This window comes from Streptomyces sp. DH10, assembly GCF_029813805.1.
GTDB lineage: Bacteria > Actinomycetota > Actinomycetes > Streptomycetales > Streptomycetaceae > Streptomyces > Streptomyces coeruleofuscus.
Genome location: NZ_JARVKU010000001.1, coordinates 211,769 through 229,215, shown reverse-complemented (window position 1 = coordinate 229,215; position 17,447 = coordinate 211,769). Strand labels below are relative to the sequence as shown.

The 17,447-nt window shown below is 70.8% G+C and carries 11 protein-coding genes; 3 read left to right on the top strand and 8 right to left on the bottom strand.

The annotated features are described in order from the left end of the window. Positions 1–45: 45 nt before the first annotated feature. The 5 genes from QC385_RS00970 to QC385_RS00950 all read right to left on the bottom strand — a co-directional run bounded on the left by QC385_RS00970 (position 46) and on the right by QC385_RS00950 (position 6,817). Entirely contained in the window at positions 46–2,514 is a 2,469-nt protein-coding gene (locus QC385_RS00970; RefSeq protein ID WP_279539301.1) for a CBM35 domain-containing protein, read from the bottom strand. A gap of 100 nt (positions 2,515–2,614) precedes the next feature. Next, on the bottom strand, positions 2,615–3,439 hold the full coding sequence (locus QC385_RS00965) for a carbohydrate ABC transporter permease (RefSeq protein ID WP_086851056.1): 825 nt from the start codon (positions 3,437–3,439) through the stop codon (positions 2,615–2,617). Continuing rightward, on the bottom strand, positions 3,436–4,359 hold the full coding sequence (locus QC385_RS00960) for a carbohydrate ABC transporter permease (protein WP_086851054.1): 924 nt from the start codon (positions 4,357–4,359) through the stop codon (positions 3,436–3,438). The genes QC385_RS00965 and QC385_RS00960 overlap by 4 nt, the downstream gene beginning before the upstream one ends. A gap of 2 nt (positions 4,360–4,361) precedes the next feature. Beyond that, positions 4,362–5,693, bottom strand: a complete 1,332-nt coding sequence (locus QC385_RS00955) for an ABC transporter substrate-binding protein (protein WP_279539300.1) — start codon at positions 5,691–5,693, stop codon at positions 4,362–4,364. 86 nt (positions 5,694–5,779) lie between these two features. Then, the gene (locus tag QC385_RS00950; protein ID WP_279539299.1) at positions 5,780–6,817 is read right to left on the bottom strand and encodes a LacI family DNA-binding transcriptional regulator; all 1,038 of its coding nucleotides are present in this window, start codon (positions 6,815–6,817) and stop codon (positions 5,780–5,782) included. Positions 6,818–6,923: 106 nt separating this feature from the next. Here QC385_RS00950 and QC385_RS00945 point away from each other — a divergent pair, with 106 nt between their 5' ends. Then, the gene (locus tag QC385_RS00945) at positions 6,924–9,056 is read left to right on the top strand and encodes a glycoside hydrolase family 36 protein (RefSeq protein WP_443032819.1); all 2,133 of its coding nucleotides are present in this window, start codon (positions 6,924–6,926) and stop codon (positions 9,054–9,056) included. Between the two features lie 34 nt (positions 9,057–9,090). Here the strand turns inward: QC385_RS00945 and QC385_RS00940 are convergent, their stop codons facing one another. The 3 genes from QC385_RS00940 to QC385_RS00930 form a co-directional block, all read right to left on the bottom strand. Next, entirely contained in the window at positions 9,091–10,239 is a 1,149-nt protein-coding gene (locus QC385_RS00940; RefSeq protein ID WP_443032818.1) for an acyltransferase family protein, read from the bottom strand. 231 nt (positions 10,240–10,470) lie between these two features. Continuing rightward, on the bottom strand, positions 10,471–12,105 hold the full coding sequence (locus tag QC385_RS00935; protein ID WP_279539298.1) for a cellulase family glycosylhydrolase: 1,635 nt from the start codon (positions 12,103–12,105) through the stop codon (positions 10,471–10,473). Between the two features lie 132 nt (positions 12,106–12,237). Continuing rightward, entirely contained in the window at positions 12,238–13,335 is a 1,098-nt protein-coding gene (locus QC385_RS00930) for a GDSL-type esterase/lipase family protein (protein WP_279539297.1), read from the bottom strand. A gap of 528 nt (positions 13,336–13,863) precedes the next feature. Here QC385_RS00930 and efeU point away from each other — a divergent pair. Together efeU and efeB are read left to right on the top strand one after the other, a co-directional pair. Next, positions 13,864–15,888, top strand: a complete 2,025-nt coding sequence (gene efeU, locus QC385_RS00925) for an iron uptake transporter permease EfeU (RefSeq protein ID WP_279539296.1) — start codon at positions 13,864–13,866, stop codon at positions 15,886–15,888. 47 nt (positions 15,889–15,935) lie between these two features. Beyond that, positions 15,936–17,210 carry an iron uptake transporter deferrochelatase/peroxidase subunit gene (efeB, locus tag QC385_RS00920; RefSeq protein WP_279539745.1) on the top strand — a complete coding sequence of 425 codons (1,275 nt, stop codon included), beginning with the start codon at positions 15,936–15,938 and terminating at the stop codon, positions 17,208–17,210. The last annotated feature ends 237 nt before the right edge of the window (positions 17,211–17,447 follow it).

Here is a 17,447-nt window from a genome sequence, read left to right as displayed (position 1 = left end):
CCGCGGCACCCCTGTGAGGCGAGCAAACTCACCTCACCGCGTGGTTCAGCCCACGATCCGGCCCAGCTCGATCCGGTCGATGTTCGGCGCCCAGGCGCTCGCGTTGCCGAACGTCACCTTGTTCGCGCCCTTCGCCAGATCGACCGGGACGCCGACGGTCCAGTAGTCGTCCCAGCTCCAGGTGTTCTTGAAGGTGACCTTCACCGGGTCCGCGGACCCGACCGTGACGTCCGCCGTACGGGACATGATGTCCGTGTTGTAGGCGTGGCCGTTGTCCCGGCGGTCGTTGTGCGCGTAGTGGACGACCAGCAGGTAGCGGCCGGACCGAGGCGCGTCGACCGTGAACTCGGCGGTGCTGGAAGCGCTGTTGCCGAGCCAGCCGATGTACGAGCCGGCGGACGCGTGCGGGGAGTCGACGAGCTTGGCCCCGCCGGCGAGCGTGGCCTTGGCGCCCTCGTAGGAGAGGGTGCCGGCGGCCGAGCCGTCACCGGAGACGTCGAGGGAGCGGACGGCGGAGTGGCCCGACGTCATCGCGATCCGGTTGTTGCCCGCGACGAGGTAGAGCCGCAGCGGGCGGCCGGGCGCGGCCTTGACCGTCTCCCCGTGCAGCGCGAGCTTCACGGCCGCCGAGGTCCGCGGCACCACGGTGTAGTAGCCGTCGCGCGGGGCGTAGACGTCGAACACCGCCTTGTCGCCGGAGCGCAGCACCAGGGAGCCCGTGCCCACACCGGCCGACGAGGTGTAGTCGTACGACGGCTTGCCGCTGATGTCCGCCAGCGTGGCCTCGTAGGACGCGGAGGGCGCGCCCGTCCGCGTGGTCAGGTCGATCCGGTCCAGGGTGACCTCGGCGTCGCCCTTGGACAGGGTCAGCTGGTGCGTGCCCGCCTTGAGTTGGACACTGACGTCCTTCTTGGCGCGGTACGTCCAGTTCTCGGTGGAGGGGTAGGTGACCGTCACCGGGTCGCCGCCGTCGACCGACAGCTTCTGCGTGGCGGGCCCGCCGGACTGGTTGCCGTACAGGATCGCCAGGTCGTACGTGCCGTCCTTCGGCACCGTCACCGAGAAGGCGACCTTGCTGCCGGGCTGGTTGAGCGAGCCGACGTCCTTGGTGCCGGAGGCCGCGTAGCCGTTGGCGTTCTGGACCGTGCCCTGGGTGTAGACCTTGCCGTCGGTGATCGCCGCGTCCTCGGCCTCGTACGACGCCGACCACGGCACGGAGGCGGCGGACGGGGTGCCGGAGCCGCCGGGGGTGAGGACGACGCGGTAGGCCGACATCTTGTGCAGGCCGCGCAGCGGCACGGTCACCGAACCGTCGTCCGCGACCTTCACCTTGGTGCGCGCGAGGACCCGCGGCGCCGCGTGCTGCCCCTCGTAACCGGACCAGGCGGCCTCGGCGACGGTCGCGGTGACCGTACGGCCGAACACCGACCGGGGGACGCCCTGCACGACCACGTCCGAGTCGGCCGCGGAGCCGCCGAGCAGGACCTGCGCCTGGCGGCGGGAGGTGTCGAGGGAGGCGAGCCCTTGGAGCGTGTCGATGGTGTTGGGCTGCGGCGGCGTCACCTTCACGGTGTTGCCGGTCATGCCCGCGTACCAGCGGAAGAGCCACCAGCCGCCGTTGGGGATGTTCGACCGCACGACGTGGCCGCTGAGGTTGCCGGCCGCGTCCCAGTACGCCATGTTGGCGTACACCTTGTTGCGCTCGAACATCGAGACCCACTGCACCAGTTGCCCGGGCACGGACAGGTCGCGGCGGTTGGCGTACTCGTCGATGTTGATCTTCAGCGGGGCTATGCCCGCCTCGCGCTCCAGCTTGCGGTAGTCGTCGTAGTGTGCCTGGAAGTCGCGCAGCGAGCCGGAACCGAGCTCGTGCCAGGTCATCACCTGGGGGAGCACGTTCTCGCGCTTCGCGAAGGCGAGGAAGTCCTTCAGCAGGCGGGTGTGGTAGGCGGCTTCGTTGGGTCCGGCGATCCTCGCGTTCGGGTCGATCGCGCGGATCCGCTGGTACACCGTCTTCCAGTCCTTGAAGAACCGGTCGCGGTTCTTCTCGTACTGGGCCTGGTCGGCGACGTCGAGCTTGTACCAGATCTGGTCCGGCTCGTTGAACGGGATGTAGACGAAGCGCTCGCTGTTCGGGTCGGCCGAGACCTCCTTGGCGATCTTGTCGACCTTGGGGAGATAGTCGTCGATGCCGAGGTCCTCGTACGGCCACTTGGCGTAGATGTCCTGCATCATCACGTTGATCTCGCCGCCGCCGTTGCGGAAGAACGACTTGGAGACCGTGAGCGCGTCGCCGTTGGGGTGCTGCGCGCCGCCCTCCGGCTTCTGCGAGATGCTCGTGATCTTCAGGGGCGCCATCGCGGCGTCGCTGGGCACCCCGTCGTCGCTGACCCCGTACAGCGAACCGTTGGCGCCGAGCATCACCGGGCCCTCGGAGGCTTTGAGGTCGACCGTGAGGCGCTGTGGGTCGGCTACCGCTGCCGCGTTGCCGGCTGCGGGGAGAGTGGCTGCCATGGCGGCTGCTCCAAGTAGTGCTGTCATCAAGGCGGTTCTGGTACGGGACCTCGTACCGGCTCTCGTGCGGGTGGGGGTGATCACGCTGCTGGACCTCCAGTCACTTCACGGCTCCACTGGTGATTCCGGACACGATCTTTCGCTGGCCGACGAGGAACACGGCGACCATGGGCAGGCTCATCACCACGACGTACGCGAAGACGAGATGCCAGTTGTTGAGGTAGAGCTGGGCGCTGGCGACCTGGTAGAGGTTGAGCGGCAGGGTCGCCCGGTCTCCGCCGCCGAGGACGAAGAACGCGTAGAAGATGTCGCTCCAGGCGTAGAGCATCACCATGATCGTCGCGGTGGCGATCACCGGCCGGAGCAGCGGCAGGACGATCCGCCAGAAGATGCGGGACGGGCTCGCCCCGTCCATCCGGGCCGCCTCCTCCAGCTCCATGGGGATGGCGCGGATGAACCCGGTCATGAAGAAGATCGACGTCGACAGGTACATCCCGGTGTAGACGGCGATCATGCCGGGGCGGGTGTTGGACAGCCCCAGCTGCCGCAGCTCCATCACGATCGTGATGACGGCCGGCGGCAGCAGCAGTCCGCTGATGCACAGCGCGTACGCCGCCGAGACCAGCTTCGACTTGCGGCGCGCGAAGACCCAGGCGGCGCCCGCACCCAGGATCAGCACCAGGACCACCGAAGGCACCACGACCAGCAGCGAGTTGAGGAACCCGCGCAGCATCTCGCCCTGGCTGACGGCGTCCGCGTAGTTGCTCGCGGGCTGCCACTGCCGCGGCAGGTCCAGGTTCGGCTTGATCGCCTCGGCCTGCGGCTTGGCCGAGGTGACGGCGACCAGCCACAGCGGCACGCCCACGGCCAGCGCGGCGAGCAGGACGACGAGGGACGGGCGGCCGTACCGCCACACCGCGGTCACAGCAGCTGCTCCCTTCGCCGGAGCCCCACGACCAGCGGGATCGCCACGGCGACCACGACCAGGAAGAGGACGAGACTCATCGCGGACGCCTGCGCGTACAGGCCCTGCCCGAAGATCCGGAACATGTAGATGTTGAAGACCTCGGTGGAGGCGGCGGGGCCGCCGCCCGTCGTGGCCTGCACGATGTCGAAGGTGTTCATCGAACCGATCAGCGCGGTGGTGACGTTGAAGGTGACGGCGGGCGCCAGCATCGGCCAGCGCACCGACCAGAAGGTCCGCCAGGGCCCCGCGCCGTCGCACTTCGCGGCCTCCAGCATCTCGCCGGGGATGCCCTTGAGCCCGGCCAGATAGATGAGCATCGACAGGCCCATCCACTTCCACCCGTGGATGAGCGTGACGATCACCAGCGTCCAGGTGGTCGAGCCCAGCCACGGGATGTCCGTGCCCAGAACGGAGTTGACGGCCCCGTCCTGGTCGAGCAGCGCCTGGAAGACGTAACCCGTCGCCAGCGCCGAGATCAGCACCGGCAGGAAGAAGACGGCGCGGAAGAACCGGTTGAAGCGGCTGTCGTCCTCCAGCAGCAGCGCCAGCACGAGCCCGAAGCCGTTCTGGAACAAGGCCGCCAGCAGCGCGTACACCAGGGTCGTGCGGATCGCCCGCAGCAGCGAGCCGTCCTCGGCGATGGTCTGGAAGTTGTCCAGGCCCGTGAAGGCGATGTCCGCGTGGTACGAGGACCAGTTGGTGAACGGGTAGTAGAAGTTCAGCAGGTTGGGCACCAGGAAGAAGCCCGCGAAGACGACGATCGCGGGGAGCGCGAACCACCAGGGGTGGTGCACGGCGGCGCGTGGCAGCCGTCCCACGCCCTTCGGTGCGCCTTGTGCAGCCGGCTGCTTGCGCGTACGTACGACCGTGTCCGCCATGGTCAGAACCCGGGGACGCCCTGGGCCTTGGCCACCTGCGCGAACTGATCCTGGATCGCCTGCGCGACCTGCTGCGGGCTCTTCTTGCCGAAGATCATGTCGGCCAGGTAGAGGTGGGTGTCGGGGGCGACGATCGCCTTGGCCTGGAAGACGCCGATGGCCTTGGGCAGGGCCGCGACCTGGGCCTTGGAAGCCTCGGGCAGGCCGCCGGGGGTGGGCACGGACGGCTGCACGGACGGGATCTTCATCGTCTTGATGTAGTCCGGGTAGTCCGGGCCGAGCCAGAAGGCGAGGAACTGCCGGGCCGCGTTCTGCCGCTTGTCGTCACCGGTCTTGAAGGCGACGACACCGTTGGTCTGGTCGGGGGAGTACAGGCCGGTGGCCGAGGAGTTGGCGACCGGGAACCAGCCGATCTTCTTGTCGAGCTCGGCGGTGGAGTACTTGGCCTGCAACTGGCTCTGGAAGGACGTGACGTTGAGGACCATGCCGGCGTCGCCCTTCCACAGCGCGTCGGCCTGCCCGGTGAAGGTGCCCGTCCGGTAGTTCTTCTGGGCGAGCCCCGCGTCGAGCAGTTTCTCCTTGTACTTCTTGATCGCGCCGACGACGACCGGGTCGGTCCACTTCTTCTTGCCGGCGTTCAGATCGGCCCACCACTGCCGGTCGAGGTCGGTGAGCTGGACCTGCATCTGCCACTGGAGAGGCCACTTGTCGCCGCCGGCCTCGTAGAAGGCGGCCGCGTCGGTCTTGTCGACGACCTTGCGGCCGAGGGCGAGCAGCTCGTCGTAGGACTTGGGGAAGTCCTTCTCGCTCAGTCCGGCCTGCTTGAAGACGTCCTTGTTGTAATAGACGCCGAGCATGGCGGGGCTGGTGACGATCGCCGCGTAGCGCTTGCCGTCGATGACGCCGAGGGACCTCTCGGTGTCGCCGAGCTTGGCCTCCCAGGGTTCCCCGTCGAGGGGCAGCAGGTTCTGCTTCGGCTGGATGAACGGCAGCGTGGAGATGGACGGCTGCCAGAACATCAGGTCGGGGCGGTCGCCCGAGGCCAGCTTCGTCGGCACGTTCTGCTCGTAGAGGTCCGGGATCGCCTGGGTGTCGACCTCGGCGCCGGTGGCCTTCTCGAAGGCGTCGATGACCTGCTTGGGCGCGTTCACCGTGTTCTGCGCGGTCCACATGGTCAGCTTCACGCCGTCCAGCCGGGCGGTCGGATTCACCGCCGCCGGTTTGGCGTCCGAACCGTCCGAACCGGAGTCCCCGGCGGTCGGGTCGCTGCACGCGGTGGCGGCCAGGCCGGCGGCGCATATCAGCGCCAGGGCGGGGAGTGCTCTTGTCTTCATCTCGTGCCTTTCGGAGCAGGCGGTTCGATTCACAAAGCGGGACTCACAACTGCTGGGCTCGTTCGGGTCGTTCAGGCATCGGTGGTTCAGGCGCCGGCGGGCGGCGGCCCCGAGCTCTCCCGCACCACCAGTTCCGGTACGGACACGGGATGCGGGGCGACCGGCGCGGACTCCTCCAGCGCGCCGTGCAGCAGGGCGAACGCGGACCGCCCGAGGCCGGTGAAATCCAGGCGTACGGTCGTCAGGGACGGGGTGAGGAAGCCGGAGTGCGGGGCGTCGTCGAAACCGGCCACACTGACCTCGCCCGGCACCGAGCGGCCGGACTCGTGCAGGGCGCGCAGCACGCCGAGCGCGAGGTCGTCGTTGCCGCACAGGACCGCGGTGACGGACTGGTCCCTCGCCAGCTTCAGCCCGGCCGCGTGACCGCCCGCCGGCCCCCAACTGCTCTGCACGGGGCGGCTTTCCGGGGCACCGGCCTCCTTCAGCGCCTGCCGCCAGCCGCTGGTGCGGGCGCTGGTGCGGCGGGTGCTGGACGGGATGGCCACGTAGTGCACGGTCTCGTGGCCGAGGGAGAGCAGATGGCGGGTCGCCTGGTAGGCCGCCTCGCGGTCGTCGGCCCACACCCATGGGCGGTCGCCGCCGGGCGGGGTCGCCGGGGTCTCGACCACGCCCACCACCGGCAGCCCGGCGGGCACGGCTTCCAGCGCCCGGACACCGGCCGGATCGTATGCGATCACGACGATCCCGCCGCCCGCGTCCGCCGCGCGCTGCACCTCGGCGGCGACGGCCGCGTCCTCGGCCGACTCCAGCACCCCGATCCCGACCGCGTACGACGCAGCCCGGGCGGCCTCCTCGATGCCCTGGAGGATCGAGGCGTAGCCGTAGTGGGTGGTGTTCGCGGTCAGCACGGTCACGGCCCGGGTGCGGCCGCTGGCCAGGGCGAGGGCGGTCGCGTTGCGGCGGAAGCCCAGTTCGTCGATGGCGGCGAGCACCCGCTCCCGGGTGGACGGCCGGACGCTGGGATGGCCGTTGATCACCCGCGAGACCGTCTGGTACGAGACCCCCGCGGCGGTCGCGACGTCCCTGATGCTCGCCGGGCGCCTTGTGTGACCGGTCACATTCATGCGAGGATTGTGACCGGTCACACTTGGGTCGTCAAGAGACCGTAACGAGGGATTCACGCGGACCTCCGCTCCCCGACGACGGGGCGGGGCCAGGAGGGGGAGCACCTTGACCGGCACGGCGGATGCGGCGCACATGGCCTCCAACCAGCGGCAGGGCGAGTTCACTTGGGGGCATCAAGCCCTCCGGGCCGGGTTCGCGATCGCCGCCGACGGGACCCTGCGGCTGGTCCGACTGGCCCATCCCGACGACGATCGACCCGCCGCCCCGCACTCCGCGCTCCCGCTCGTGGAGCTCACCGCCCTCGGGCACGGCAGCGGCTGGTCCGGCCCCCGCTTCACCGGCACGGCCTTCGGCGCCCGGCTCGCCTACCGGACCCACCGCACGGACAGACGCGACGGCTGGGAGTGGCTGACCGCCGAACTCCACGACCCGGACACCGGATTGACGGCGTTCGTCGAACTCGCCTCACCCGCCGGCGTGTCCGTCCTCCGCTCCCGAGTCCGCCTCCGCAACGAGGGCGGTGCGCCCCTGGTCGTCCAGTCCGTCAGCAGCGTCCTGCTCGGCGGCCTGCCCGCCCCGGACGCCCTCGACGTCCACCGGGCACGCAACGACTGGCTCGCCGAGTGCCGTTGGTACGCCGAGCCGCTGCGCGCCTCCGTCGCCGACATCCACGTCGACGTCCACGAGCACGACAGCCGGGCCGCTCTCGCCCTCACCGGGCGCGGCAGCTGGCCCACCGACGGCCACCTGGCCATGGGCGCGCTGACGGAGCGCGGCGGCGGCCGGGCCTGGGCGTGGCAGGTCGAGTCCCCGGCCGGCTGGCGCTGGGACCTGGGCGAACACGCACACGGCAGCTACCTGGCGCTGAACGGCCCCACCGACGCGGAACACCAGTGGCGGGTCCGCCTCGGCCCGGGCGAGGAGTTCACCACCGTCCCCGGAGCCCTGGCACTCGGCTCCGACCTCGACACGGCGATCGGCGCCCTGACCTCCTACCGCCGGGCGATCCGCCGCCCGCACCCGGACCACACCGCCCTCCCCGTCGTCTTCAACGACTACATGAACACCCTGATGGGCGACCCGACCACGGCCAAGCTCCTGCCGCTGATCGACGCCGCCGCGGACGCCGGCGCCGAGTACTTCTGCATCGACTCGGGCTGGTACGACGACGACACCCGGGGCTGGTGGGACAGCGTCGGCGCCTGGCAGGCCTCGCCGCGCCGCTTCCCCGACGGCGGCATCCGGGCCGTCCTGGACCGGATCCGGGAGCGCGGGATGGTGCCCGGGCTGTGGCTGGAGCCCGAGGTCGTCGGGGTGCGCAGCCCCGTCGCGGCCGAACTGCCCGACGAGGCGTTCTTCCAGCGCGACGGCGTGCGCCTGACCGAACAGGGCCGCCACCAGCTCGACCTGCGGCACCCGGCCGCCCGAGCCCACCTCGACAAGACCGTGGACCGGATCGTCGGCGACTGGGGGGTGGGCTACCTCAAGCTGGACTACAACATCGTGGTCGACCCCGGCACCCAGGCCCCCGGCGACCTCGCACCAGGAGCCGGGCTGCTGGGCCACGCCCACGCCTACCTGGACTGGCTGTCCGGCGTACTGGACCGCCACCCCGGACTCGTCGTGGAGAACTGCGCCTCGGGCGGCATGCGCATGGACGGCGCCACCCTGGCCGTCTCCCAGCTCCAGTCCACCAGCGACCAGCAGGACCCCCTGCGCTACCCGCCCATCGCCGTCGCCGCGCCGACCGCCGTCCCGCCCGAGCAGGGTGCCGTCTGGGCCTATCCGCAGCCCGGCTTCGACGACGACCTGATCACCACGACCCTCGGCGGGGCACTGCTCGGCCGTATCCACCTCTCGGGCCATCTCGACCGCATGTCGGACCACCAGCTGGCCCTCGTGCGGGATGCCGTCGCGGTCTACAAGTCGATCCGCGGTGACCTCGCGCGGGCCCTGCCGTTCTGGCCGCTCGGCCTGCCCGGCTGGGAGGACGAGTGGCTGGCCCTGGGGCTCTCGGTCCCCGGTGACCGCACGGCGTACCTGTCGGTCTGGCGCCGGGGCGGACCGGCCGAACTGCGCGTCCCCGTCCGGCACTGGGCGGGCCGGAGCGACCGCGCGGAGGTCCTGCACCCGTCCTCCGCGGAGGCGGGCGGGGCGGTGTGGGACGGGGACGGGCTGAGGGTGTCCGTGCCGCGCACGCCCGGTGTGCTGCTGATCCGGCTCACGCGGGAGGGGTAGGCGGGGCGGTCGGTGGTTGGCGCGGTGCGGGGCGTCACCCGCGTACGGCGTTCCGGTCCCGCGCCTGCTGCTGCGCGTCCCGGCGGAACGCCCACGGCATCTCGGGCTCCATCACCCAGCGGAACAGCCGCCGCACCGGTGGGGTGCACAGGGCGGTCACGAGCACCGCGGCGAAGACCGTCACCACGACCACGCCCACGGGCCGGTGGACCCACGCCGGCTCGTACCAACCCCAGAACTTGGACCCCTGCGCGACGAAGCCGTGCAGCAGGTAGCCGTACAGCGTGCCCGCGCCCAGCACCGTGAACCACGCCCGGCGCCCGGGCACCCACGCGAGGAAGCAGGCCACCAGGACCAGCGAACAGCCGAAGGTCACCAGCGTCATCACGGGCCCGTACCAGGCGGGCGCGGCGAGTTCCTCGGCGCTGTCGCGGTGGTAGAACCAGGCGCCGGTCATCCGCGGGACCGCCCAGTAGGCCACGACGACCGCGCCGGCGAAGACCGGCACGGCCAGCACACGCGCCGAGCGGCGGCGCACCAGCCGGAAGTGCTCCGGCTTCAGCAGCAGACCGAGGACGAAGTACGGCAGGAACTGAAGGGTGCGTTGCAGGTCGAGGTCGTTGCCGACGGACGACGAGAGCGTCGCCAGCATCGCGATGACGAGGGCGACCGGCAGCGGCCACCGCACGCGCCGCCACACCGGCGTGGTCAGCCGCCAGATGAACAGCGCCGCCAGGAACCATGTCAGATACAGCGGATCCAGCAGGCTCACGGGCCGGTCGGGCTCCTGGTCCGTCCAGCGCGTGAACAGTGTGTACGCCGTCTCGAAGACGACATACGGAACGGCGAGCCCGGTGACCAGACGCCTGACCCGCCCCGGGCTCGCGTCGAAGGAGCGCGAGAAGTAGCCGGAGATGACGATGAACGCCGGCATGTGGAAGGCGTAGACGACCATGTAGAGCGCGCTGACCGCCCGGCTGCCGTCCCGCAACGGCTCCCAGGCGTGCCCTATCGCCACCAGCACGATCGCCAGGTACTTGGCGTTGTCGAAGAACGCGTCGCGCTGCCCGGACTGCTTCGGCGGGGCGGCGGCCTCGCGTGACGCGCTCGCTCCGGCCTCGCCGCGGGTGCTCGCGACGGGCCGCATGCGCAGGGTGTCCTCGCGCAGAGTGTTCTCACTCATCGCGCCTCCCGCGCACGGTGCGGGGAACCGGGGCGGGCGGATACGCGTCTTGCCGGGGTTACGGCGGTGGGGTGCCGGTGCGACATCTCCGCCGCCTGACCCAAGCGGAGCGACGTAAACCGCTTTTCGGGGTGGATGTCGCGCGGATCACACTCGCGGATCACCCCTGTGGCGACGGTGCCGCCGCGCCCGGCCTTTCGGGAGCGCGCCGGCACCGTCGCACACGGCCGCTCAGCTCACCGAGCAGGCCGCGCCGTTCAGCGTGAACGCCGTCGGGCTGGGGTTCGCCGTCGCCCGGGAGGCCGTGAAGCCGAGGGTGACCGAACCCGCCGCGGGGATCGTCGCCGTGTACGGGGCGGCCGCGACGCTGACCTCGGAGCCGCTCTGCGTCGCCGTACCGCCCCAGAGGTTGGTGATGCGCTGGCTGTCCGGGAAGGTCCAGCGCAGCGTCCAGCCGTTGATCGCCGACGTGCCCGTGTTGCGCAGGGTGATCTCGCCCTGGAATCCGCCGGGCCAGCTGCCCGTCACCCGGTAGCCGACGCCGCAGGCCGCCGTCGAGCCGCCGGAGGAGGTCGTGAACGTCACCGTGGCCGAGCGGGGCGAACGGTTGCCGGCGGCGTCACGGGCGTAGACCGCGACGGTGTAGGAGGTGTCGGGTGACAGGCCGGTGACGGTGGCGGTCGTCCTGGTCGTGGAGGTGACGACCGTCTCGGTGCCGCCGCCGATCCGGACCACGTCGTAGCCGGTGACGCCTGCCGCGTCGGTGGCGGCGGCCCAGGTCAGGGTGGCGGACGAGGAGGTCACCCCCGAGGCGGTCGGGGCACCGGGAGCCGTCGGGGGAGTGGTGTCACCGCCGCCCGACGAGTAGATCGCGGCTTCCTTGGCGGTGGCGGCGATGCCGTTCGCGCCGTTGAAGAGCCGCTGTCCCCAGCTGGTGAGCTGGTCCGGGTCGAAGTTCGTGACCATGTCCAGGTACTCGACGCCGCCGCCGTTGCCGCTCCAGGACCAGCCGAGGTAGCCCAGGCGAAGCTGCTGGGCGACGGCCAGGATGGTGTCCTCGTCGGGGTTGCCGTCCGAGTGGTCGTGGCCGAACTCGCCGACGACGATGGGCAGTTTGGCCGTGACGAAGCGGTTCAGGTAGTCGGTGATCTCGGCGGCGGTGTCGAAGACGCCGTACATGTGGATCGAGAAGATCGTGTTGGCGTCCGGGTCGGAGGCGAACACCGAGGCGGCGTTGTCCCGCATGGTGAACGCCCAGTCCTGGCCCCAGTTGGGCGCGTCGACCATGATCGTGTGGTCGAACCCGGCGTTACGCAGTTTCTGGATGGCCGCCTTGGTGTCGGCCGTCCAGGCCGTGTAGCCGGTGTTGCCGTGCGGCTCGTTGCCGATGTTGACGATGACGTAGTCCTCCTGACCGGTCAGCGCGCTCTGCACGCTGATCCAGTAGTCGGCGGCGCGCGAGAGCGTGACGGCTCCGCTCTGTTCGCCGTACCCGGTGGTGTCGTGCACCTCCAGCACACAGATCAGCCGGTTCTGCTTGCACTGGGCGACCACGTTCGCCACGTCGGCGGTGTCGTTGCGGGTCCAGCGGTCACCGCTGGAGAGGACCACGCGGACGGTGTTGGCGCCCTTGGCCTTGATGTGGGAGAGGGAGCTGATCCGGTCCGGGAACCAGGTGTGGGCGTGGTTGACGCCACGCATCACGAAGTCGTTCCCGGACGCCTCCAGCAGCCGGCCGTTGTCGATGCGGAAGCCGGTGGGGGCGGCGTGCGCCGGTGTGCCGAGGGAGAGGAAGGAGAGCAGGAGTCCGAGGAGGGCGACGGCGACGGTGGCCACGCGAGGGGTGGGGGCGGGGCGGGGTCTCATGGCGGCTCCAGAGGTGGGGGTGGGAGGAGATGGGGCCTGTTCCGGGTCGCGTTCCGATCCTGGGGAGGGAGCGGTGAGTTGGTCATCGATGCTGAGTCGGTCGTCGGGCCGTTCCTGGGCCCGCGTGGGGCGTCAGGCGCCGGAACTCTTCGCCGTGCACGTGACGGTCGCCGCCGGGGCGCCGGCCGTTGCCGGGGCGGTGGCGACGAAACCGAACGTGGCACTCGCGCCGGGCGCCAACGCCCCGTTCCACGCCGCGTTCGTGACGGTGGCCGTACCGTCAGCGGCCGTGGTCAGGGTGCCGTTCCAGACCTGGCCGATGCGCGCGCCGCCCGCCGGTACGACCGTCGCGCTCCAGCCCGAGGCGGCGGAGGCGGACGTGTTCGTCACGGTCACCTCTCCCTGGTAGCCGCCCTGCCACGTGGACACGGCCCGGAAGCGGACGGTGCAGGCCGCGGGTTCACCCGGGCCGCCGGGGTTTTCCGGGACACCCGCGTCGAGGACCCCCGCCAGGGCCGGGAACCAACGGGCGGCGATCTTGTCGTCACCCGAGGCGTTGGGGTGCACCCCGTCGTAGGTGTCCGTGGCGGTGCTGAAGCCCGTCCACTGGTCGACCACCGTGATCGGGGAGCGTGCGGTGCTGGTGGCCCGGGCCCAGTCGGGGATCCGCGCGTTGAAGTCGACGACGCGCTGCGCACAGGCCGCGCAGCTGGCCGGGTTCATGGGGATGAGCTGCGCGACGAGGATCCGCATGTCCGGATTCGAGGCCCTCATCTGCGTCACGAGCTTGGTGTAGGCGGCCAGGATGCGGTCCGGGGCGATGCTGCTCCACACGTCGTTCGTGCCGAAGTGCATGACAACGATGTCCGGTTGCGTGGCCGCGAGCCTGCCCGGCAGCAGGTTCTGGTCGGCCACGTTGGTCACCAGCTCACCGCCGTGCCCCTCGTTGTCGCCGTCGTGCGCCTGTCCGCAGCCCTGAGGCGGGAGGGTGCCGACGAAGTCGATGTCCTTGTATCCGCTGTTCAGCAGCCGGTTCCAGAGCACCGCACGCCAGCAGCCAGGCGAGCCGGTGATCGAATCGCCGAGCGGCATGACGCGGACGGGGTCTGCCGCCGGTGCGGCCGTGGCCTGGGAGGCGAAGGTGATGCCGAAGGGGAGGAGCAGCGCGGCGAGGAGACCGAGCACGGGGATGATGCGTAAGTGCGAGGACGAGCGGCGGGTCCTGCGCATGGTGATCCCTTCCCTGGATGAGGTGGGAGCGCTCCCATGCATCAACCCATTTTGTCATTGACGCGTCAAGGGGGCGGGGTGAACCGGTCAAGGCGAGCGTGGCCCCGGTCGACGTGATCACCGGGACTGCGCGCGGTGCTCGGCGTGGCGGAGCCGCTCAGCCAGGCCAAGCTGCCGACGATCACTAGGGTGATGCCCTCGGTGATCAACACGCGGGCAACGCTGTAACTTGCCCCACGCTGAGACCGCGAAGGTCAGATCTGCCAGAAGCGCAATGCGGTTCGAGGAGTTCGGCGCCGAGCAGTGGTTCGGCGTGTGGTCCTCGGTCACGCCGTCCGGTTGAGCCCGGCCTGGCACCCACTGCCGGCCCGATGGGCAGCTCGTACTCCGGACTTTTGCCGCGCCATGAGCCATTCATGACCAGATGCCCAGAGAACCGAGGTCATGATGGTCGGCGTCGGTAAGGCATGCCTTGGCTAACTCGCTTGCGTGGTGGGTCGGGGCGGAGGGCCGGGAGGGCCGCAGCACATGTGGGACGACGCGTTTCCGAGCTTCCTGATCGGACTGAGGGAAGGACTGGAAGCAGGCCTCATCGTCTCCGTGCTGGTCGCCACCCTCGTGCGGGCGGACGCCAGGTCCCGTCTTCCGCAGGTGTGGACCGGCGTGCTGGCCGCGGTCGCGCTCTCGATGAGCTTCGGCGCGGTCCTCACGTTCACCGCCGCGTCCCTTTCCACCGCCGCGCAGGAAGCCTTCGGCGGCGCGCTGAGCATCATGGCCGTCGCCTTCGTGACCGCGATGGTGTTCTGGATGCGCCGCTCGGCCCGCAGCCTGGCGGGAGAGATCAAGGAGAAGGTCACCGGGGCACTGACCATGGGCGCCGGTGTGCTGGTCCTCACCTCCTTCCTCGCGGTGGGACGCGAGGGCCTGGAAACCGCGCTGTTCCTGTGGACCACGGCCCGCGCGGCGCACGAGTCGGCAGGGCCGCTGACCGGCGCGGGCATCGGGCTCGTGCTCGCGGCGGTGCTGTGCTGGGGGCTCTACCGCCGGGTGCTCTCCATCAACCTCACGCGCTTCTTCACCGCTACCGGCGCCGTCCTCATCGTGATCGCCGCGGGCGTGCTCGGCTACGGGCTGCGCGACCTCCAGGAGGGCGGGGTCCTGCCCGGTGGGACGGCCTACGCCGTCGACCTGAGCGGCAGCGTCGACGCAGGGTCCTGGTACAGCACCCTGCTCCAGGGCGTGCTCAACCTGACGCCGACGATGACGTGGCTTCAGGTGGCCGGGTGCGTCGGGTATCTCGGCGTGGTGATGACGCTGTTCGTGAGGGGCGTGCGGGGAGGTGCTCCCAGCCCCAGCCCGAGCCCGAGCCCCACTCCCACCCGTGAGCCCGCCCGCCACAGCCCCGCCTGGCTCATCCCCGTCGCCGTCGTCGCCCTACCCGTCGTCCTGGCCGGGCTCGTCGTCGCCCTGGCGCGCCCCAAGCCCGCCGGGGGCGAGACGGTCGCGGTCTCCGCGAAGGACTGCGGTCAGGGCTTCACCGCGCCCGAGCCGGGGCGGCAGACCTTCCAGATGCGCAACACCGGCGACCAGACATCCGAGGTGTACCTCATCGACCCGGCCACCAACGCGGTCTACGGCGAGATCGAGGGCCTGGCCCCCGGCACCACCCGGGACCTCGTCGCCACCGTCGCGGGCGGTACGTACGCCTGGCGCTGTGTGCCCACCGACGGCAAGGCCGTCACGTCCAAGCCGGTCCGGGTCGGCGGTGCCGCCGGTGCCGGGGCCGTCGTCCCTGTCTCCGCGCGGGATCTCGCGGGGCCGCTGCGGGCGTACGAGGCGTACGTGAACCGGGGTCTGGTCACGCTCGTCACCGAGACCCGGAAGCTCGGCGACGACATCCGCGCCGGTCACCTGGGCGCGGCGCGCGCCGACTGGCTGACCGCGCACCGCACCTACGCCTCCCTCGGCGCCGCCTACGGCACCTTCGAGGACTTCGACCAGAAGATCAACGGTAGGCCCGACGGTCTGCCGGGCGGGGTCCACGACAAGGACTTCACCGGCTTCCACCGGATCGAGTACGGGCTGTGGCACGGCCAGTCGGCCGGTGAGCTCGAGGGCCCGGCGCGGCAACTGGCCGCCGATTCCGCCGGGTTGCGGAAGGCCTTCCCGCATCAGGACTTCGACGCCTCCGACCTGCCCCTGCGCGCCCACGAGATCCTGGAGAACACCCTCCAGTTCGAGCTGACCGGCGACACCGACCAGGGCAGCGGCACCGGACTGGCCACGGCCGACGCCAACCTCTCCGGTACGCGCGAACTGCTCACCGTGCTGCGGCCGTTGCTCATCACCCGGGCCCCGCATCTGCTCCCGACCGTGGACGCGGACATCGCGCGCCTGCGGACGCTGCTCGACGCCCAGCACCGCGACGGCCGCTGGACCCCCGTCGACCGGCTCGGACGGACCGCGAAGGACCGGATCGACGGGGCCATGGGGCAGCTCCTGGAAGACCTGTCGCCGGTGCCGGACCTGCTCGAGATCAGGAAGTCCGCGTGAACACCGGCCGCCACGAGCACAACGAACACACCGAAGGGAACGTCCCCATGCCGTCCGCTGACACGCCTCCGCCGGGCTGCCCCGCCCACGCGGGCCGCCGTTCCTTCGTCAAGACGGCCCTGGGCGCCGGGGCCGCGGGAGCCGTACTGGCCGGGGGCGGGTTCGCGCTCGCCGAGAGCGGTGACGGCACGGCCCGGGCCGCCGAAGGGACGGACGCCGCCGCCGTGCCCTTCCACGGCCCCCATCAGGCCGGGATCGTCACCCCCCAGCAGCAGGCCGCCGCCTTCGTCTCCTTCGACGTCATCGCCGGCGACCGCGCGGAACTGGCCGACCTGCTGCGGACCCTGACCCAGCGGGCCCGTTTCCTCACCGCCGGCGGCACCCCCGCCGACCTGGGTGTCGGTGCCCCGCCCTCGGACAACGGCATCCTCGGCCCGGTCGTCCCGGCCGACGCGCTCACCGTGACCGTGGGTGTCGGCGCCTCCCTCTTCGACGACCGCTACGGACTCGCCGAGGCGAAGCCGCGCCGGCTCACGCCCATGCGCACCTTCCCCAACGACCACCTGAACCCCGCCGAGTGCCACGGCGACCTGTCCCTCCAGATCTGCGCGGGCCGGCAGGACACCGTGCTGCACGCGCTACGCGACATCGCCAAGCACACCCGGGGCGCGGTACAGATCCGGTGGCGTGTCGACGGCTTCCAGAACGTGCCGCGGCCCAGCGGCACCCAGCGCAACCTGCTGGGCTTCAAGGACGGCATCGTCAACCCGGACGTCGCGTCGGCCCGCGAGATGGACCACCTCGTGTGGGTCGGCGCCGGGCAGGGCGAACCGGGCTGGGCGACCGGGGGCAGTTACCAGGTCGTCCGGATCATCCGGATGCTGGTGGAGTTCTGGGACCGCGTCTCGCTGACCGAGCAGGAGCAGATGTTCGGCCGGCGCAAGGACACCGGTGCCCCGCTGGACGGTGCCCAGGAGACCGACAGCCCGAACTACGCCAAGGACCCGCACGGCACGGCCATCCCGCTCGACGCCCACATCCGCCTCGCGAACCCGCGCACCGCGGCGAGCGACAACTCCCTTATCCTGCGCCGGGGTTACAACTACGACCGGGGCGTCGACAGCGTCGGCAACCTCGACATGGGCCTGGTCTTCTGCTGCTACCAGCAGGACGTGCGGCGCCAGTTCGAAGCAACGCAGACCCGGCTGATCGACGAACCCCTCGTGGACTACATCTCCCCGACCGGCGGCGGCTACTTCTTCGCCCTGCCCGGCGTGCGTTCGTCCTCCGACTGGTTCGGCCGGGGACTGCTCTCGGCCTGAAGTCCCGTCCTCGGGCGGTGAAGTCCCGTCTCTCGGCGTGAAGTCCCTTCTGCGTCAGAAGTGTTGACCGGGCCGTGTAAACGTTTTAACTTCCCTTCACCGGACACGCCGAGGTGAGGGGGAGCCGTGGCAACTGCCTTACGGGAAAGAGCAGGTACGAAGGGGGCAGGTTCAGGTCGAGGCGATCCCGAGGGGGTGAAGCGAGAGCGTAAAGGTTTTCAGAGCCGGACATTTTTC